This is a genomic window from Sapientia aquatica (assembly GCF_004358105.1).
GTDB lineage: Bacteria > Pseudomonadota > Gammaproteobacteria > Burkholderiales > Burkholderiaceae_D > Solimicrobium > Solimicrobium aquaticum.
The window spans coordinates 732,676-751,431 of sequence record NZ_SMYL01000001.1; the positions used below are offsets into that span (position 1 = coordinate 732,676).

An 18,756-nucleotide genomic window follows, 5' to 3' on the forward strand; every position below is an offset into this window, starting at 1 on the left:
TGAGCGAGTTTTTCGATGACTTCCGAAACCAGCCTTATCCCCGAATTAACTAAGTCCGATGAAATCAGCCTGCTGGAAGCGCGCCTGCTCGCTGCGCCTTTCGATATTGGCTTGCATCAGTTGTTGGCAGATAAAAAACATGCGGTCGCGGATGAATTGGGCGCGCTAGCGCACATGATCGCAATTAAGGCTATCGAAGCCCGTCATTCGCATGGTGATAAGCAAAGCGCGGAACAGCTTTATATGGTGGCGACTGGCTATTTTATGAAAGGTGACTACGCCGTCGCCGAACGTTGGTATCAGCTTGTATTGCAATTGGATGCCGAGTTGGCGGCGGTGTATCAAAATTTGGTCGTAATTCATTTGCACTTTGGACGTAATGCGCAAGCCGAGCAATGCCGCGCGCGTGCCTATGCCTTGCAGCGGGTGTTTATTGATCCGATTATCAGCCCGATTCGGCAATTATTGATTCTGTGTGTAGGGCGCACCAAGGGCAACATTCCTTATGAAGTTTTACTGTCAGGCGAAAAAAGCCAGCGCATCAAATACATTATCGACTACGCCCAACTAGAAGAAGATAGCCAACTACCGTACTACGATTTAGTTTTTAACGCCATCGGCGAGGCCGATGTTGCGACGCTCTTAACCCAGCGCTTGCAGCAATTTGTTCAGAAATGCCAACGACCGATTCTTAATCCGCCCGATAAAGTTGCGCGGACTCAGCGCCATTTGTTGGCTGGGCTAATGTCCGGCATCCAAAGCGTGGCAACCGCGCCGTGTTGCTTAATTGATTCAACCCAAGCTCGCACCGAGACACTCGCAGGGCATTTGGCCAATCACAGCATCGCGCTGCCAGTTTTACTGCGTCCTTTGGAAAGCCACGGCGGTCAAGGTTTGATGTTGTGTCATCACTTAGCCGAGCTAGCTCATCAGTTAGCCAACTCGAGCGCAGCGCATTATGTAACTTCATTTGTTGACTTCAAAAGCTCGGATGGCTTTTATCGCAAATACCGCGTTATTTTTGTCGATAAAAAGCCGTATCCCTATCATCTGGCGATTTCTCCTCATTGGATGGTGCATTATGTTTCGGCTGAAATGGAAAGTAATCCGTGGAAAATTGCAGAGGAAGCCAAATTCTTGCAACATCCCGAGCAAGTGTTGGGTGATCTTGCATGGAATGCGTTAAACCAGATAGCCCAGCGTCTTGGCTTGGATTACGCGGGGATTGATTTCACCCTGTTAGAAAATGGCCAGCTTTTCATATTCGAAGCCAATGCCACCATGCTAGTGCACCGCGTCAACGCCAGCGGGGTGCTCGCGCATAAAAACGTCTTCGTTCAGCGGATTGCTGATGCATTTGAGGCGCTGCAAGTTCGTGTTATGGGGTAAAGCACTGAGACTAAATTTCGAAGAGTTAGTCTAAAAATAAATATTGCTCGGCAAATTCCTTTAATTTCAGCAATACTGTCGCCTTTACGGTATGGCAAGGTTTTGCTCCTATGCACGATTCAACGACTCCATTTTGGTTGCAATCAAACGAAAACAATATCAACGATAGCCAGCTCCCGCTGCTGCATTTTGTGCACGGTAATAGTTTTCCGACGGGCACTTACAGCGCATTTCTTTCCCACCTCAAAAGCAGCTACCGCATTCGCGCCTTGGAAATGCACGGACATAATCCAGCCTATCCAGTGAGCGATAGTTGGCCGGAATTATGCAAGGAATTGATTGCTAGTCTTGAGACCAATCAAGGCCAGCCAGCGATTTTATTAGGACACTCGCTCGGCGGTATGCTGAGTATGATGGTGGCTACAATGCGGCCTGATTTAGTTCGCTGCGTGCTGATGCTGGATTCACCGGTGGTCGCGGGTTGGCGCGCAAAACTGTTATTTATCGGCAAAAAACTGGGCCTGACGATGTTTGTCCCACCAGCGAAGTTCGCTAAAAAAAGACGTCAAAGTTGGCCCGATAAAGAAGCCGCATTTCAACATTTTGCCGCTAAAGAGATGTTCGCCATTTGGCCCGAGCAAGTCTTGCGCGATTACATCGACTATGGCACTGAGCCGTATCCCCGGGGCGTGACTTTGCGCTTTAAACGCAGTATAGAAACAGCGATCTACTGCACGCTGCCCCACGGTAATAAACGCTTGCGCCGCTTGCCTTTTCCTGTTCCGATTGGCTTTATTTGCGGAACGACTTCGGTCGAATGCCGCCAAGCAGGGATTTATCACACTCAGCAATTGGTGCAAGATAATTTTGAGTGGATCGAGGGAGGGCACTTGTATCCGCTGGAGTCACCAAAGGTGGCGGCAGATAAAGCGCATGCGATGATTCAGCAGTTGTTGCTGCAAATTCCAATTAATAGCTAGTCCAAAGTTGCTGAAATGTATGGCGTAAAAAAAGGGCGATGTTAAATCGCCCTTTTTATTTCAAGCTGCTTGGGGCAGCTCGATGGTATTACCAAATAATGACGCGATTTTCTGGCGCGACATACATTTTATCGCCGGCTTTTACGTTAAACGCCTTGTAGAAATCAGGTTGATTTTGCACAGTACCATTGCCACGGAATTCGGCAGGGGAGTGTGGATCAGTTTTGATTTGAACCAAGGTAGTCGCATCGCGGCTCTTGCTTTGCCATACTTGACCAAATCCCATGTAGAAGCGCTGCTCGCCAGTGAAGCCACCAATGATCGGCGCTTTTTTGCCATTCAACGAAATTTTGTAGGCTTTGAAGGCAATCGCCAAACCGGAGTTATCGGCGATGTTTTCACCCAAGGTTAATTCACCGTTGACGAAATAACCTGGCAATGGGCTGAAAGCATTGTATTGCTTGACCAAAGCCGCTGTTTTAGCCGCAAATTTCTCATGGTCTTGTGCTGTCCACCAGTCACGCAAATTACCGTTTTGATCGTACTGACTGCCTTGATCGTCAAAGCCGTGGCTGATTTCGTGGCCGATTACCGCGCCAATTGCGCCATAGTTCACGGCGTCATCGGCTTTGGCGTTAAAGAACGGAGGTTGCAAAATCGCCGCTGGGAACACAATCTCGTTCAACTCTGGGTTGTAATACGCATTGATGGTTTGCGGTGTCATGCCCCACTCGGTGCGGTCGATTGGTTGGCCTAATTTATCGATTTGGAATTGGTTCGCAAATTCAACTGCGCGCATGCTGTTGCCGACTAAATCGTCTTTCTTAATTATCAGGGCAGAGTAGTCGCGCCATTTGCTTGGATAACCAATTTTTGGCATGAAGGTTGCCAATTTTGCTTGGGCTTCTTTCTTAGTTTCTGGGCTCATCCAGTCTAATTTATCGATGCTTTGCTTGTAAGCGGCCAATAAATTGGCGACTAATTTTTCCATGCGAACTTTGTATTCAGCTGGGAAATATTTGGCTACATACAGCTTACCTAATGCTTCGCCCATTTCGCCATCGGCCATACGAACGGCACGTTTCCAACGCACTTCTTGCTGTGGTACGCCGCGCAATGTGGTGCTGTAAAACGCGAAGTGTTCATCAGCAAATTTAGCTGGCAATAATGATGAGTTGGACGACAAAGCGTGCCATTTGAAATAGGTTTTCCAGGTTTCAATCGGCGTGTCTTGAATGATTTGCGCTAAACCAGCGAAATAGCTTGGTTGCGAAACGATGACGTAGGTAATTTTGCCATCAACGCCAACCGCTTTTAAATAGGATGAGAAATCGTGTTTTGGGGTCAACTCGTTGAGCTTGGCCAGATCAAACTTGTTGTAGCTCTTGACTGGGTCGCGCTGCTCAACTTTGCTCCATTGGATTTGCGCAATGGCGGTTTCTAATTTCAAAATTGCTGCTGCGCTGTCAGCTGCTTTCGCGTCGCCGGCCATTGTCAGCATTGTTTCGATATGTTTTTGGTAGGCGTCGCGTGCGGCTTTGAGCTTCGCATCGTCGTCTTTTAAATAGTAATCGCGGTCAGGCAAACCCAAGCCACTTTGACCGAGGTCAACAATGTACTTGGTCGAATCTTTAGCATCTTGGTGAACGCCAAAATCGTATGGTGAGGTAACGCCAATCCGATTGAAGTGCGCGATCAGCGCTGGTAATTGTGCCTTATCGGTCAATGCATCGATCTGAGCAAATGTCGCATCCAGTGGCTTTAAACCAAGTGCTTCAATGGTGGCGGTGTCCATGTAACTGGCGTAGATGTCGCTGATTTTTTGTGCGTCGCTACCTGGGACATTGCCCGCGCCCTTGGATTGCGCATCAATAATGTCGCGCAATTGCGGCAAAATCGCGTCAGCCAAAATATTGAATGAACCCCAGCGTGATTTGTCGGCGGGGATTTCGGTATTTTTTAACCAAGTGCCGTTTACGTGACGATAAAAATCGTCCTGCACGCGCACAGCATTGTCAATGTTTGCTTTATCGATGCCAGAAGCTTGAGTGGTTGCTGCGAATGCCGAGGCGCTGGATAAGGCCAGTACAATCGCGCTAAGTGCAAAGCGCTTGGTGAGTTGCTTCATGAATTTGCTCCAGAGGGATTTTAGGAATTGTTTTTAAATAAATGCGACTTGAATCAATTACATGTATGGATAATTTGTTGCTGTAATGAAAAAGTCAGTGTCAGAGACATGTGGATTCTGAAATAGTTCTTTCGTCATTGCAATAAATTTTTATTGTTTTAAGTTTAATTGGTCAAATCCGTGTTCTCGACAGATTGAACGGCATTTAAATTGAATAAATCTCCATAAAAACCGATTAATGGTTAAATTCATAGCCCATAATTTGAAGAAGTAGCTAGATGGGAGGTCTGTTTTGCTCTATAATAGGAGGGTTTATCTAACTTAATTCCCGCCGCATAGCGCATACCAACATCCATATCGACTAAGCCAGTTACAATCAGCCCAGTTTTTGGGCTTTTGTTGTACTCAGCTCTAGCGGAACGGTCGCATCGGCGGTAACAACTCAGGAGTTACCCTTGCTGCCATTTCCGCAGTCCTTACGCCCAGGCTTGGAATCTCCAGCCATTCTCGCACTCACCGACGGCACCTTGTTTCATGGTTACTCAATTGGAGCAACTGGACACACCGTAGGCGAAGTTGTTTTCAATACAGCCATGACTGGCTACCAAGAAATTCTGACTGATCCAAGCTACTGCCAACAAATTGTCACCTTGACGTATCCGCATATCGGTAATGTCGGTATCAACTCAGAAGACAATGAATCCGGTAAGTGCCAAGTCGCTGGTCTGATTATCAAAGATTTACCGTTATTGGTATCGAACTTCCGCTCCGAGCAAAATCTGTCGGATTACCTCAAATCACAAAACATCGTCGCCATCGCTGGTATCGATACACGGAAATTAACGCGTATCTTGCGCGAAAAAGGCGCGCAATGCGGCGCGATCTTGGTGGGTGACGATGCGCAAAAAGCGATTCAATTAGCGCAATCCTTTAAAGGCTTAGCCGGTATGGATTTGGCCAAAGTCGTGACAACAGATCATGCGTATGAGTGGGTTGAAACAGAATGGGTTTTGGGTTCCGGTTACGGTACACAAACCACGCCGCAATATCATGTGGTGGCATTCGACTTTGGAGTAAAGCGCAATATTTTGCGTATGTTGGCGCAACGTGGTTGCCGAGTCACCGTTTTGCCGGCTGAGTCCAGTGCTGCAGACGTGTTGGCCTACAACCCAGATGGCGTATTTTTGTCCAACGGTCCTGGCGACCCAGAACCGTGTACTTACGCCATTGACGCGGCCAAAGAATTGATCGAGCGCGGCATTCCAACGTTTGGTATTTGCCTTGGTCATCAAATCATGGCGCTGGCGTCTGGTGCCAAAACATTGAAAATGAAATTCGGTCATCACGGCGCCAATCATCCGGTACAAGATGTGGTGACTAAAGAAGTATTTATTACTTCGCAAAATCATGGCTTTGCAGTCGATGAAGCGACCTTGCCAGCGAACTGCAAAGTGACACACGTTTCGTTGTTTGATGGTTCGTTGCAAGGTTTTGAACGTACCGATAAACCAGCGTTTTGCTTCCAAGGTCACCCAGAAGCATCGCCAGGCCCACATGAAATCGCACCATTGTTTGACCGCTTCATTACGTTGATGGAAGCTGCAAAAAATAAGTCGGAGAAAAACTAATATGCCTAAACGTAGTGATATAAAAAGTATTTTAATTATCGGCGCTGGTCCCATCATTATTGGTCAGGCGTGCGAGTTCGATTACTCTGGCGCGCAAGCGTGTAAAGCGTTGCGCGAAGAAGGCTACAAAGTCATTTTGGTCAACAGCAATCCAGCTACCATCATGACCGACCCGGACATGGCTGACGTTACGTACATCGAACCAATCACTTGGCAAGTCGTTGAGCGCATTATCGAAAAAGAACGCCCAGACGCGATTCTCCCGACCATGGGCGGCCAAACTGCGTTGAATTGCGCGTTGGATTTGCATCGTCACGGCGTTTTAACCAAATACAAGTGCGAGTTGATCGGCGCGTCACCGGAAGCCATCGATAAAGCAGAAGATCGCTCCAAGTTTAAAGAAGCTATGACCAAAATCGGTCTAGGTTCAGCGCGTTCTGACGTGGCGCACACGATGGAAGAATCGTGGGCGGTACAAAAGACCTTGGGTTTCCCAGTCATTATTCGTCCGTCATTTACGATGGGTGGAACAGGCGGCGGGATTGCTTACAACGAAGAAGAATTTGAAACTATCTGCAAACGCGGTTTAGAAGCCTCTCCAACCTCCGAATTATTGATCGAAGAATCCTTGATCGGCTGGAAAGAGTTTGAGATGGAAGTGGTGCGTGATTCTGCGGATAACTGCATCATCGTCTGCTCGATTGAAAACCTCGATCCAATGGGCGTGCATACTGGCGACTCCATTACCGTCGCACCAGCACAAACCTTGACCGACAAAGAATACCAAATCATGCGTAACGCCTCGATTGCGGTGTTACGTGAAATCGGCGTTGACACCGGTGGCTCCAACGTGCAATACGCGATTAATCCAGTTGACGGTCGCATGATTGTTATCGAGATGAATCCCCGCGTTTCGCGCTCGTCTGCTTTGGCATCGAAAGCGACTGGTTTCCCAATTGCGAAAATCGCGGCCAAGTTAGCTGTTGGTTTCACTTTGAACGAATTGCGTAACGATATTACTGGTAGCGCGACACCGGCGTCATTCGAGCCAACTATTGATTACGTGGTCACCAAAATCCCTCGTTTCACGTTCGAAAAATTCCCACAAGCAGATCATCACTTAACCACTCAAATGAAGTCGGTTGGTGAAGTCATGGCGATTGGTCGCACCTTCCAAGAATCTTTCCAAAAAGCGCTGCGCGGTTTGGAAGTTGGCGTGGATGGTTTGAATGAAAAAACACGCGACCGCGAAACAATCGAAGAAGAGCTAGGCGAGCCAGGCCCAGAGCGGATTTGGTATGTGGGTGACGCATTCGCGCAAGGCTTTAGTTTGGAAGAAGTGCATCAATTAACACGTATCGATCCTTGGTTCCTAGCGCAAATCAAAGATATCGTGGATATCGAATTGTGGCTGGAAACTCAGCAATTAGATCAGTTGAGCACAGACACATTATTCCGCTTAAAGCAAAAAGGTTTTGCGGATCGTCGTTTAGCGAAACTGTTGCATACGACCGATAAAGCCGTGCGTGAGACTCGCCATGCGCTCAACATTCATCCGGTGTACAAACGCGTTGATACTTGCGCCGCCGAGTTCGCGACGAAAACAGCGTACATGTATTCCACGTACGAAGAAGAATGCGAATCACTGCCAACCAACAATAAAAAAATCATGGTGTTGGGTGGTGGTCCAAACCGCATCGGTCAAGGTATTGAATTTGATTATTGCTGCGTGCATGCCGCCTTGGCGATGCGTGAAGATGGTTACGAAACGATTATGGTCAACTGTAATCCAGAAACTGTTTCCACCGACTACGACACCTCCGATCGCCTGTATTTTGAGCCAGTGACTTTGGAAGATGTATTAGAAATCGTTGCTAAAGAAAAACCCGTTGGCGTCATTGTTCAATACGGCGGTCAAACACCGTTAAAACTTGCGTTGGATTTGGAAGCTAACGGCGTACCAATTATTGGTACAACGCCAGACATGATCGATGCGGCTGAAGATCGTGAGCGCTTCCAAAAATTACTGCAAGATTTAAATCTGCGCCAACCGCCAAATCGCACCGCGCGCACCGAAGAAGATGCGCTGCGCTTAGCGGCAGAAATTGGCTACCCGTTAGTGGTACGTCCTTCGTATGTATTGGGCGGACGTGCGATGGAAATTGTGCATGAACAGCGCGATTTGGAGCGTTACATGCGTGAAGCGGTTAAGGTTTCGCACGATTCTCCAGTGTTGTTGGATCGCTTCTTGAATTCAGCCATTGAAGTCGATGTGGATTGCTTGTCTGATGGCAAACGCACCTTTATCGGCGGTGTAATGGAGCATATCGAACAAGCTGGTGTACATTCGGGCGATTCAGCCTGCTCGTTGCCGCCATACTCGTTGGCTTCTGGCACGATTGATGAATTAAAGCGCCAAACTTCGCTGATGGCAAAAGGATTGAATGTGGTCGGTTTGATGAACGTGCAATTCGCGATTCAGCAAAGCGAAGGTAAAGATGTCGTGTTCGTGTTGGAAGTCAATCCGCGCGCATCACGCACCGTGCCGTTCGTATCCAAGGTCACTGGTTTGCAATTGGCCAAAATCGCAGCGCGTTGCATGGCTGGACAATCACTCGACGATCAAGGTATTTTCAATGAAGTGACACCGTCTTATTACAGCGTCAAAGAAGCGGTGTTCCCATTCGTGAAATTCCCCGGCGTGGACACGATCTTAGGGCCAGAGATGAAATCAACGGGCGAAGTCATGGGCGTTGGTAAAACGTTCGGCGAAGCTTTCGTAAAATCGCAATTGGGTGCCAGTGTTAATTTGCCGCGTTCCGGCAAAGTGTTCCTGAGTGTGAAAAACAACGACAAAGCTCGCGCTGTAAAAGTTGCGGCTAACCTCGTGAAGATGGGCTTCACGATTTTGGCAACCAAAGGTACGGCAGCAGAAATTAACGCCGCTGGTGTTCCGGTAACTGCCGTTAATAAAAAGAGTGAAGGGCGCCCACACATCGTCGATATGATCAAAAACCGTGAAATCGCGCTAGTGGTCAACACGGTCGAAGAGAAGCGTTCAGCCATCCAAGACAGCGGTGCGATTCGCGTTTCTTCCCTGGCAGCGCGGGTGACAACGTTCACGACAATCGCCGGTGCAGAGGCCGCTGTGGAAGGTATGCGTCATTTGGATGAATTGCATGTCTACGATTTACAAGGATTGCATAAATCTTTACACTAAGCACTTCCATGCGGTTTAGGATGATTATTACGAATTGATCGTCCTAGTTTTAACTACTACAACCACAGAGCTTATTTATTTAGCACTTTGTTTCGGTGCTTTGTAAATAAGCTCTGTGGTTTTCACTTGAAGAAATACCATGAGCACAGTACCACTAACCAAATTCGGCGCCGAGTTATTAAAACAAGAATTGCACCGTCTAAAAACACGTGACCGCCACGATGTAATTGCCGCGATTGCCGAAGCGCGCTCGCATGGTGATTTGTCGGAAAATGCCGAATACGATGCCGCTAAAGAGCGCCAGAGTTTTATCGAAGGCCGCATTGCGGATTTAGAAGGCAAACTGAGTTCAGCGCAAATCATCGACCCAGCAACGTTGGACGCCGATGGACGCATCGTGTTTGCTTCCACCGTCGATTTGGATGATTTAGAAACTGGCGAGAAAGTCACCTACCAAATCGTAGGCGAAGATGAAGCCGATCTGAAAGAGAAAAAAGTCTCGATCACGTCTCCTATCGCACGCGCCATGATTGGCAAATACGCAGGCGATATCGTCGCTGTCCAAGCTCCCGCCGGTGTGCGCGAATACGAAGTTATCGAAGTGCGCTATATTTAATGCTTTTGGTGGTGCCGCGAAAAGAGTCAATGTATGTATTGCGGCCTATCAGCCTAACCCAAGTTTTTGATTGAATCCCGAATGAGCACAGTTTGGTCTAGAGCCCAGTTATTAATCACCACCGCTTGGGTTGGCAGCTTATGGACTATCGGCTACCTCGTTGCGCCAACCTTGTTCAAAACCTTGGCCGATCAAGCACTTGCCGGCACAATTGCTGGACAACTGTTCTTCGTCGAGGCATGCCTATCACTAGTTTGTGGAATCGCTTTGCTTACTATCTGGTTTGCTCAACACCGCAGAATCCATCGCAAAATAGTTGGAATGGTGTTGTGTACCGTCGTTGGATTTTTTGCGCTACATCCATTTATGGCCGATCTGCGCGCTGCTGGATTGTCCGACCCGGACGTGCGCTGGAAATTCGGAGCCTTGCACGGACTATCAAGTGGGTTTTATCTGATGCAAAGTATTATTGGTGCTATGCTGATTTTGGAGCTGTTAGACAATAAACCCGACGCAAAGACGAAAAAAGAGGCGGTTAATTAATAACCACCTCTTCAATACTACTTACGCTCAAAGCGCAAAGGCGCTAGATCAAGAACCTTTCAACGCTGATTTTTTAGCGCTGGCTTGGCGAGGTTTAGCGCGTTTGATGTTTCCACCAGCGGTCACGCGTTCATTTCCTTTTAACATGACTTTGGAAACGGTAGGGCGTTTGGTGCCACTTGGGCTTGGCTTGACGATGGTAACTTCGCGCAATCCACCGCCAGTTTTACGTAAAACTTTTTGTGTTTTTTCTTCTTGTTTTGGTCGGAAAATAACTAACAGTTTGCCGATATGTTGAATTGGGGCGGCTTTTAAGGTCTCACAAATTGATTCATACATCGCAATGCGCGCTTCACGATCATCGCCAAATACGCGTACTTTAATTAATCCATGCACATTTAATCCAAGATCAATTTCTTTCATAACGCCTTCGGTCAGGCCAGCTTCACCGATCAACACGATAGGATTTAAGGCATGAGCCTCGGCGCGTAAGGCGCTACGTTCAATCGCAGTAAGTTTTAACATATTTACACTCTTCACTATATTCTTCTAAAGGTAGTATTTTACGCGAATGGCTAAGAATAAATTCAACCAAAACTGGTTACACGATCATATAAATGATCCTTTTGTGAAATTAGCACAACGGGAAGGCTATCGCGCGCGGGCAGTTTATAAATTAAAAGAGATCGATGAAGCCGAAAAGCTCATCAAACCGGGTCAAATCATCGTCGATTTGGGCGCAACGCCGGGAAGTTGGTCACAATATGTACGAAATAAGTTGTCGGGGCAGGTCGGTGGTGGAATTTCTGGAGAAATATTCGCTTTGGATATGTTGCCGATGGAGCCAATCGCTGATGTGAAGTTTTTGCTGGGAGATTTTCGTGAGCAGGAAATATTGGATTTGCTGGAATCGAGCTTGCTAGGTCGTAAAGTCGATTTGGTGTTGTCCGATATGGCGCCGAACTTGTCTGGCATCCCCACGGCGGATGCGGCGAGGATTGAAGACATTATTGAACTGGCGATTGAATTTTCTAGGGCACATTTAAAACCAAGTGGTTCTTTGTTGGTAAAATGCTTTCATGGCCCGGCTTACAACACGGTTTGGGCGCGTTTTAAAAGCGAATTCAACCAGGTTTCCTCCAAAAAGCCAAAAGCTAGTCGCGACAAGTCCTCAGAAATATTTATTCTGGGGCGTGGCTTAAAATAAGTTGATAAAGTAAAAATTTGTTGAATTTAACCAACTTATACTTGATAAACATTAAGCCGGCACTATATGCTGAACAATCAAGTTGGCTAATTCCGAGTAAAATATTTTAAAACCCGGCAATTTTCCGGGCGCATTGTTTTTTGTGGTTGCAAAAGACGCAATGAGTGTCTAAGGAGTTTTTGTGAATAATATGTTTTCTAAAGCAGCAATTTATGTCGTTATCGCGATGGTGCTGTTCATGGTGTTTAAGCAGTTTGACGGCAAAGGATTAAATTCCGGCGGATCGACAGTTGCTTATTCTGACTTCTTAGAGCAAATCAAAGCTAAGCAATTACGTGAAGTGACGATCGAAGATCGAAATATCACTGCAGTTACCGTTGAGGGTAACAAGATTAAAACTACCGGTACTTACTTAGATCGTGGCTTGATCGGTGATTTAGTCGCTAACGGCATCAAGTTCGACGTCAAGCAAGCCGAAGAGCCATCTTTATTAGTCCAATTATTGATGTCTTGGGGGCCAATGTTGCTCCTGATCGGTGTTTGGGTATTCTTCATGCGCCAAATGCAAGGCGGCGGCAAGGGTGGGGCGTTTTCCTTCGGAAAGTCCAAAGCCCGGATGCTTGATGACACAAATAATAATGTTAGTTTCGCTGATGTCGCTGGTTGCGATGAGGCTAAAGAAGAAGTCCAAGAAATCGTCGAATTTTTGCGCGACCCAACTAAATTCCAAAAATTAGGCGGACGTATTCCTCGTGGTGTTTTGATGGTTGGCCCTCCAGGTACGGGTAAAACACTGTTGGCGCGTGCAATTGCTGGCGAAGCTAAGGTGCCTTTCTTCACAATTTCCGGTTCTGACTTTGTCGAAATGTTCGTTGGCGTTGGTGCATCGCGGGTTCGCGACATGTTTGAGAACGCTAAAAAACATGCACCATGTATTATTTTTATCGACGAGATTGACGCTGTCGGTCGTCATCGCGGTGCCGGTATGGGTGGCGGAAACGACGAACGCGAACAAACGTTGAATCAAATGTTGGTTGAGATGGATGGCTTTGAAGCCAATTCAGGCGTCATCGTCATTGCGGCAACCAACCGCGCCGACGTGTTAGACAAAGCCTTGTTGCGCCCAGGTCGTTTTGACCGTCAAGTTACCGTTGGATTGCCAGACATTCGTGGTCGTGAGCAGATTTTGAATGTTCATATGCGCAAAGTGCCGATTGCGCCCGATGTTAAAGCCGATATTTTGGCTCGTGGCACGCCGGGTTTCTCAGGTGCGGATTTGGCCAATTTGGTAAATGAATCTGCTTTATTCGCAGCGCGCCGTAACAAGCGCTTGGTCGAAATGCAGGATTTTGAAGACGCCAAAGATAAGATTTACATGGGTCCGGAACGGAAATCGATGGTTATGCGTGAAGACGAGCGTCGTAACACCGCGTACCATGAATCCGGCCATGCCGTTGTAGCAAGCTTGTTGCCGAAGGCTGATCCGGTGCATAAAGTGACAATCATGCCGCGCGGTCAAGCATTAGGTTTAACTTGGCAACTTCCAGAGCACGATCAAATTAGTGGCTACAAAGATAAAATGCTCGGTGAAATCACCATTTTATTTGGTGGTCGAATTGCGGAAGAAATTTTTGTCGGTCAAATGTCAACTGGCGCGTCGAACGATTTCGCTCGTGCCACCAAGTTAGCACGCGCAATGGTGACGCGTTTCGGGATGTCCGAAAAATTGGGTGTGATGGTGTACGAAGACAGTCAACAAGAAGGCTATTTTGGCGGCGCCTCTAAGACAATTTCTGAGGCAACTCAACAAACCGTCGACGCTGAAATTCGCCGTATTTTAGACACCCAATATGCTCAGTCCCGTCAATTGCTGGAAGAAAATCGGGATAAGGTCGAAGCGATGACCAAAGCGTTGCTGGACTGGGAAACAATCGATGCCGATCAAATTGGTGACATTATGCAAGGGTTGGAACCACGTCCACCAAAGATCAGTGGATCGATCAGAAAACCAAGTTCTGGCGATGGGATTGCTCCAAGCGTGACCGCAACCGTCTAGTCTCGGTTTTTCGGGTGGCTAGCACGGGCAGAAAATCAGACATAAATTGGTTGAAAAGGCGGGGTTTATTCCTCGCCTTTTTTTTAATCTAAAAATAATTAAGCAATATGAATAAATATCTACAATGCGGGCGCTTTCGCTTGCCAATTACTGGTGAAAATGCCCGACCTTTAGTTATGGGAATTCTCAACGTAACGCCCGATTCGTTTTCCGATGGTTCTGATCACAATCAATTAAATTTTTTGTTGGATCGAGCTGAAGCGATGATTAATGCGGGAGTTGACATCATTGATATTGGCGGCGAATCCACGCGACCTGGCGCTCAGCCAGTTAGCCTAGAGACTGAATTACAGCGCGTCATGCCAATCATTTACGCTTTGCAAGATTGCGGCATTCCACTCTCCATTGACACTTATAAACCCGAAGTCATGCGCGAGGCGCAAATCGCTGGTGTGGACATGATTAATGATGTGCATGGATTTAGAGCAAAAGGCGCCTTAGACGTCGTGGCTCAAGGTGATTGCGCGCTGTGTATTATGCACATGCAAAACACGCCGCAGACGATGCAAGATCAGCCTCTTTATGACGATGTGTTGACCGAGGTCAGTGATTTTTTTGCTGAGCGAATTAATCAAATTCAGTTGCACAATATCGCCAAAAACCGACTGTTGCTCGACGTTGGATTTGGATTTGGTAAAAGTTTGCCGCATAATCTGACGCTTCTGCAAAATCAAAAGTTGTTTTCAGAGCGATTCAGTTTGCCCGTCTTAGCTGGCCTTTCCCGAAAATCAATGTTGGGTGCAATTACTGGGAAGCCTGTTGAGCTCAGAATGGCAGCGAGCATCGGAGCTGCGCTCACGGCAGTTGTAAATGGCGCGCATATTGTACGGGTGCATGATGTGGCAGAGACTATTGATGCACTGAAAATTTGGACGGCTTCAAACAATAAATCAGACTCAGCTTTGGCTGAATAAGGACAATAATGACGAGAAAATATTTTGGTACGGATGGCATTCGCGGAAAAGTCGGGAAAGCGCCAATTACTCCAGATTTTGTGATGCGCTTGGGGTATGCCGCGGGACAGGTACTAGCAAAAGTGAAGCATCAAGAGTCCAACCGACCAACAGTATTGATCGGAAAAGATACGCGAATTTCTGGTTATATGTTGGAAGCTGCTCTGCAAGCCGGTTTTGCCGCGGCTGGAGTCGATGTTGTACTGGCTGGCCCGGTGCCAACGCCGGCGATTGCTTATTTAACGCGCGCATTACGTTTAAATGCGGGTGTTGTGATTTCGGCGTCGCATAATCCATTCGATGACAACGGTATTAAATTTTTCTCTGCCCAAGGAACCAAGTTGCCGGACGATGTAGAGCTAGAAATTGAAGCGGGCTTAGAGCGCGAAATGGGTTGCGTGCCATCGGAAAAACTCGGTAAAGCACGCCGCCTTGATGACGCGCAAGGGCGTTACATTGAATTTTGTAAAAGCAGCTTCCCTAACGAGCTTGATTTGCGCGGCTTAAAAATCGTTGTCGATTGCGCGCACGGAGCCGCTTACCACATTGCTCCGCATGTGCTGCATGAATTGGGCGCTGAAGTTATTGCCATTGGCAATCAACCAAACGGACTCAACATCAACGATAAAGTCGGCGCAACTGATACAGCCGCATTAGCGCAAGCAGTTGTCCACCATCATGCTGATCTTGGTATTGCGCTGGATGGCGATGCAGATCGATTGATGATGACGGACTCTACTGGGCGAGTCTATAACGGCGATGAATTGTTATACCTCATGGCGCAAGATAGGCTGCAGCAAGGTCAGTTGTCCGGCGTGGTCGGTACGTTGATGACCAACATGGCGCTGGAAGTTGCCTTTGCTGAGTTAGGTGTGCCGTTTGCCCGAGCTAAAGTTGGTGATCGATATGTGCTCGAATTAATGCGTGAACACGGCTGGATATTAGGTGGTGAAGGATCGGGGCATCTACTTTGTTTAGATAAACATAGCACTGGGGATGGCATCATCTCGGCACTGCAAGTGTTATCAGCGCTGCGTCGCCATAACAAAACCTTGCCAGAATTTTTCGCTGGCATTTCCATGTTCCCGCAGGCCTTAGTTAATGTGCGCGTGCCAGTTGGAACGGATTGGCAAAAAAATGCGGCGATGGTGGCAGACAAAGCTGAGGTTGAAGCCGAATTAGGGAAAAACGGACGCGTACTGATCCGCGCCTCTGGCACCGAGCCATTAATTCGAGTCATGGTTGAAGCGCGTGAGGAAGCGATTGCGAAACAAATGGCCCAACGATTGGCGGCCTTTTTAGCTTAGCAATATCAAGGATGAGTGGTGGAAGAAAGCAATACTTCTCTGTTGCCACTCGTTGATTAGTTGACTGGCCTTTATCGCTTAATTCGTCCCTAAAAGTCTGGTTTGGTTAATTAATTTGAATAAATTCAATAGCTTATTTGGTGCTCATTAATTTGTTTAAGTGTTGAATTTTATGCGGCATCACGTTAAATCACCGTACTGCTGTCAGTTTTAAATTCGGTGAAAACGAGTTTAAGCAAAGAAAAATCGGTAAATTTTACAATCAGTCGAGCCGCTATGCTCTGTCTGCACGACAACTATGGCATAATCTAAGGCTCGAATAAATATGCCCACTAGGTTGCAAGCATTATGTTGAAAACGCTTTACGATAAATTATGGGAATCGCACGCGATTCACACCGAGCCGGACGGAACCACGATCTTGTACATCGATCGTCATTTGTTGCACGAAGTCACCAGTCCACAGGCTTTTGACGGTTTGCGTTTGGCAAATCGCCAACCTTGGCGTAACTCAGCAAATCTAGTCGTGGCCGATCACAACGTACCGACCACCAACCGAATTAATGGAATTGACGACCCAACTTCGCGTCTGCAAGTTGAAACACTTGATGCCAACACCAAACAATACGGATTGACTTACTTTGGCATGAACGATAAACGCCAAGGTATCGTGCATGTAATTGGGCCTGAGCAGGGCGCGACATTGCCTGGCATGACAGTGGTTTGCGGCGATTCACACACCTCGACACACGGGGCCTTTGGTTGTTTAGCGCATGGGATCGGAACTTCCGAAGTGGAGCACGTGTTAGCAACCCAAACTTTGGTCACGCAAAAATCAAAAGCAATGCTGGTTCAAGTGGACGGTGTTTTGTCCGCAGGAGTCACTGCCAAAGACATCGTATTAGCGATTATTGGCAAGATTGGCACAGCCGGTGGAACGGGTTATGCAATTGAATTTGCTGGCTCAGCGATTCGTAGTTTATCCATGGAAGGTCGCATGACCGTCTGCAATATGGCGATCGAAGCTGGCGCGCGCGCTGGGATGATTGCCGTGGACGACACGACCATCAATTATGTAAAAGGCCGACCTTATTCTCCAGTTGGTCCGCAATGGGATCAGGCGGTTACTTATTGGCGAACGTTGCACTCTGATGCGGGCGCGCCGTTTGATTTAGTGATTCATTTGAATGCCGCAGAAATTAAGCCGCAAGTCACGTGGGGCACATCGCCAGAGATGGTGCTAGCCATTGATGGTCGGATTCCAGATCCAGATCAAGAGCGCGATGCCGTTAAGCGTGACGCCATTGAAAAAGCATTGGCGTACATGGCCCTAAAGCCGAATACCGCCTTGACCGACATTCGTATCGACAAAGTGTTTATTGGATCTTGCACTAATTCGCGGATTGAAGACTTGCGTGCAGCAGCCTCAGTTGTGCGTGGAAAGCATCGCGCTTCGAACGTAAAATTGGCGATGGTCGTGCCAGGGTCTGGGCTGGTTAAAGAACAGGCTGAGCGAGAAGGTCTTGATCGTATTTTTAAAGACGCTGGCTTTGAATGGCGTGAACCAGGCTGTTCGATGTGCTTGGCCATGAATGCGGATCGGTTGGAACCGGGCGAGCGCTGCGCTTCAACATCGAATCGCAATTTTGAGGGACGCCAAGGTCAAGGTGGTCGAACTCACTTGGTCTCACCTGCGATGGCCGCAGCAGCCGGAATTGCCGGTCATTTTGTCGATATCCGCAAATTGTAAGTCGGCATTATTGTTTCAATAAAACTTAACTTTTGTTATTAAAAAGGGGAATAAAAATGAAGAAAATAGCGTTAGCTTGTTTAGCCGTTTTAACTTTGACTACTCTAACTGCCTGCAACACCATGGCCGGTATAGGCAAAGACGTAAAAAGCATGGGGCAATCGGTAGAAAATGCGGCCAAATAATTCGTAATTTGGCCCCGAGATTGTCGAATTACAAAGCGCACTAGTAGGTGCATTTTGAAAGTAAGTAAGTGGATAAATTTATTGTACATAAAGGCATAGTTGCTCCATTGGATCGCGCCAATGTGGATACCGATGCCATTATTCCGAAGCAGTTTTTGAAATCAATACATCGCACCGGTTTCGGTCCAAATCTGTTTGATGAGTGGCGTTATCTTGATCACGGCGAACCCGGGATTGACAACAGTAAGCGACCGGTGAACCCTGATTTTGTATTGAATCAAGCGCGTTACCAAGGAGCGTCGATTTTATTGGCGCGTAAAAACTTTGGTTGTGGTTCTTCACGCGAACACGCTCCGTGGGCTTTGCAGCAATTCGGCTTTCGCGCAATTATTGCGCCTAGCTTTGCAGACATCTTCTACAACAATTGCTTTAAAAATGGTTTGTTGCCGATTGTGTTGCCTGAGACGGTAATTGATTCTCTATTCAATGAGATTAATGCGTTTATCGGCTATCAGCTGCAAATCGACTTGGAACAGCAAGTTATTTCCACTGCCAATGGCGACCGTCATTTTAAGTTTGATTTGGATGCGTTCCGCAAACATTGCCTCTTGAATGGTTTGGATGATATTGCGCTGACGTTGCGTTCGTCCGATAAGATCCGCGATTTTGAAGCCCGTCATTTGGCTAATCAGCCTTGGTTAGCTAACTCGATTTAATCTTTTCTCACTCTTAATT

General features: G+C 47.3%; 15 protein-coding genes. 13 read left to right on the top strand and 2 right to left on the bottom strand.

Translation table 11 applies throughout. The features are described 5' to 3' along the window. Positions 1 to 15 precede the first annotated feature (15 nt). On the top strand, positions 16 to 1,389 hold the full coding sequence (locus tag E2I14_RS03330; RefSeq protein WP_133325370.1) for an ATP-grasp domain-containing protein: 1,374 nt from the start codon (positions 16 to 18) through the stop codon (positions 1,387 to 1,389). 110 nt (positions 1,390 to 1,499) lie between these two features. After that, positions 1,500 to 2,369 carry an alpha/beta fold hydrolase gene (locus E2I14_RS03335; RefSeq protein WP_133325372.1) on the top strand — a complete coding sequence of 290 codons (870 nt, stop codon included), beginning with the start codon at positions 1,500 to 1,502 and terminating at the stop codon, positions 2,367 to 2,369. An 88-nt stretch (positions 2,370 to 2,457) separates the two neighbouring features. Here E2I14_RS03335 and E2I14_RS03340 read toward each other — a convergent pair whose 3' ends face one another. After that, positions 2,458 to 4,497 carry a M13 family metallopeptidase gene (locus tag E2I14_RS03340; protein ID WP_133325374.1) on the bottom strand — a complete coding sequence of 680 codons (2,040 nt, stop codon included), beginning with the start codon at positions 4,495 to 4,497 and terminating at the stop codon, positions 2,458 to 2,460. Between the two features lie 458 nt (positions 4,498 to 4,955). Here E2I14_RS03340 and carA point away from each other — a divergent pair, with 458 nt between their 5' ends. The 4 genes from carA (at position 4,956) to E2I14_RS03360 (ending at position 10,504) form a co-directional block, all read left to right on the top strand. Next, on the top strand, positions 4,956 to 6,125 hold the full coding sequence (carA, locus tag E2I14_RS03345; protein WP_227544583.1) for a glutamine-hydrolyzing carbamoyl-phosphate synthase small subunit: 1,170 nt from the start codon (positions 4,956 to 4,958) through the stop codon (positions 6,123 to 6,125). A gap of 1 nt (position 6,126) precedes the next feature. Next, a complete protein-coding gene (carB, locus tag E2I14_RS03350) occupies positions 6,127 to 9,345 on the top strand; it encodes a carbamoyl-phosphate synthase large subunit (RefSeq protein ID WP_133325376.1) in 3,219 nt (1,072 codons plus the stop codon). Positions 9,346 to 9,484: 139 nt separating this feature from the next. Then, positions 9,485 to 9,961, top strand: a complete 477-nt coding sequence (gene greA / locus E2I14_RS03355; RefSeq protein WP_133325378.1) for a transcription elongation factor GreA — start codon at positions 9,485 to 9,487, stop codon at positions 9,959 to 9,961. Positions 9,962 to 10,042: 81 nt separating this feature from the next. Next, the gene (locus tag E2I14_RS03360; RefSeq protein ID WP_133325380.1) at positions 10,043 to 10,504 is read left to right on the top strand and encodes a DUF4149 domain-containing protein; all 462 of its coding nucleotides are present in this window, start codon (positions 10,043 to 10,045) and stop codon (positions 10,502 to 10,504) included. A 48-nt stretch (positions 10,505 to 10,552) separates the two neighbouring features. Here the strand turns inward: E2I14_RS03360 and yhbY are convergent, their stop codons facing one another. Continuing rightward, positions 10,553 to 11,029 (bottom strand): ribosome assembly RNA-binding protein YhbY, encoded by a 477-nt coding sequence (yhbY, locus tag E2I14_RS03365; protein ID WP_133325382.1) that lies wholly within the window; start codon positions 11,027 to 11,029, stop codon positions 10,553 to 10,555. A gap of 46 nt (positions 11,030 to 11,075) precedes the next feature. On the opposite strand from yhbY, the gene E2I14_RS03370 reads away from it, so the two are divergent. From E2I14_RS03370 to leuD, 7 genes are all read left to right on the top strand, one after another. Beyond that, the gene (locus E2I14_RS03370) at positions 11,076 to 11,711 is read left to right on the top strand and encodes an RlmE family RNA methyltransferase (RefSeq protein ID WP_133325384.1); all 636 of its coding nucleotides are present in this window, start codon (positions 11,076 to 11,078) and stop codon (positions 11,709 to 11,711) included. A 181-nt stretch (positions 11,712 to 11,892) separates the two neighbouring features. After that, complete coding sequence (gene ftsH, locus E2I14_RS03375; RefSeq protein ID WP_133325386.1) at positions 11,893 to 13,767, top strand: ATP-dependent zinc metalloprotease FtsH; 1,875 nt, start codon at positions 11,893 to 11,895, stop codon at positions 13,765 to 13,767. Positions 13,768 to 13,874: 107 nt separating this feature from the next. Continuing rightward, entirely contained in the window at positions 13,875 to 14,741 is an 867-nt protein-coding gene (folP, locus tag E2I14_RS03380) for a dihydropteroate synthase (RefSeq protein WP_133325388.1), read from the top strand. A gap of 8 nt (positions 14,742 to 14,749) precedes the next feature. After that, positions 14,750 to 16,087 (top strand): phosphoglucosamine mutase, encoded by a 1,338-nt coding sequence (gene glmM / locus E2I14_RS03385; RefSeq protein WP_133325390.1) that lies wholly within the window; start codon positions 14,750 to 14,752, stop codon positions 16,085 to 16,087. A gap of 348 nt (positions 16,088 to 16,435) precedes the next feature. After that, positions 16,436 to 17,836: a 3-isopropylmalate dehydratase large subunit gene (gene leuC, locus E2I14_RS03390; RefSeq protein WP_133325392.1), complete on the top strand. Its 1,401-nt coding sequence runs from the start codon at positions 16,436 to 16,438 to the stop codon at positions 17,834 to 17,836. A gap of 56 nt (positions 17,837 to 17,892) precedes the next feature. Further along, complete coding sequence (locus E2I14_RS03395; protein WP_133325394.1) at positions 17,893 to 18,021, top strand: entericidin A/B family lipoprotein; 129 nt, start codon at positions 17,893 to 17,895, stop codon at positions 18,019 to 18,021. Positions 18,022 to 18,089: 68 nt separating this feature from the next. Beyond that, complete coding sequence (gene leuD, locus E2I14_RS03400) at positions 18,090 to 18,737, top strand: 3-isopropylmalate dehydratase small subunit (protein WP_133325396.1); 648 nt, start codon at positions 18,090 to 18,092, stop codon at positions 18,735 to 18,737. Positions 18,738 to 18,756: the final 19 nt, after the last annotated feature.

Excerpts from the sequence above, each read along its gene's own strand:
- E2I14_RS03330 (WP_133325370.1), top strand. The coding sequence starts at position 16 with ATGACTTCCGAAACCAGCCTTATCCCCGAATTAACTAAGTCCGATGAA.
- E2I14_RS03335 (WP_133325372.1), top strand. The coding sequence starts at position 1,500 with ATGCACGATTCAACGACTCCATTTTGGTTGCAATCAAACGAAAACAAT.
- E2I14_RS03340 (WP_133325374.1), bottom strand. The coding sequence starts at position 4,497 with ATGAAGCAACTCACCAAGCGCTTTGCACTTAGCGCGATTGTACTGGCC.
- carB (WP_133325376.1), top strand. The coding sequence starts at position 6,127 with ATGCCTAAACGTAGTGATATAAAAAGTATTTTAATTATCGGCGCTGGT.
- greA (WP_133325378.1), top strand. The coding sequence starts at position 9,485 with ATGAGCACAGTACCACTAACCAAATTCGGCGCCGAGTTATTAAAACAA.
- E2I14_RS03360 (WP_133325380.1), top strand. The coding sequence starts at position 10,043 with ATGAGCACAGTTTGGTCTAGAGCCCAGTTATTAATCACCACCGCTTGG.
- yhbY (WP_133325382.1), bottom strand. The coding sequence starts at position 11,029 with ATGTTAAAACTTACTGCGATTGAACGTAGCGCCTTACGCGCCGAGGCT.
- E2I14_RS03370 (WP_133325384.1), top strand. The coding sequence starts at position 11,076 with ATGGCTAAGAATAAATTCAACCAAAACTGGTTACACGATCATATAAAT.
- folP (WP_133325388.1), top strand. The coding sequence starts at position 13,875 with ATGAATAAATATCTACAATGCGGGCGCTTTCGCTTGCCAATTACTGGT.
- glmM (WP_133325390.1), top strand. The coding sequence starts at position 14,750 with ATGACGAGAAAATATTTTGGTACGGATGGCATTCGCGGAAAAGTCGGG.
- leuC (WP_133325392.1), top strand. The coding sequence starts at position 16,436 with ATGTTGAAAACGCTTTACGATAAATTATGGGAATCGCACGCGATTCAC.
- E2I14_RS03395 (WP_133325394.1), top strand. The coding sequence starts at position 17,893 with ATGAAGAAAATAGCGTTAGCTTGTTTAGCCGTTTTAACTTTGACTACT.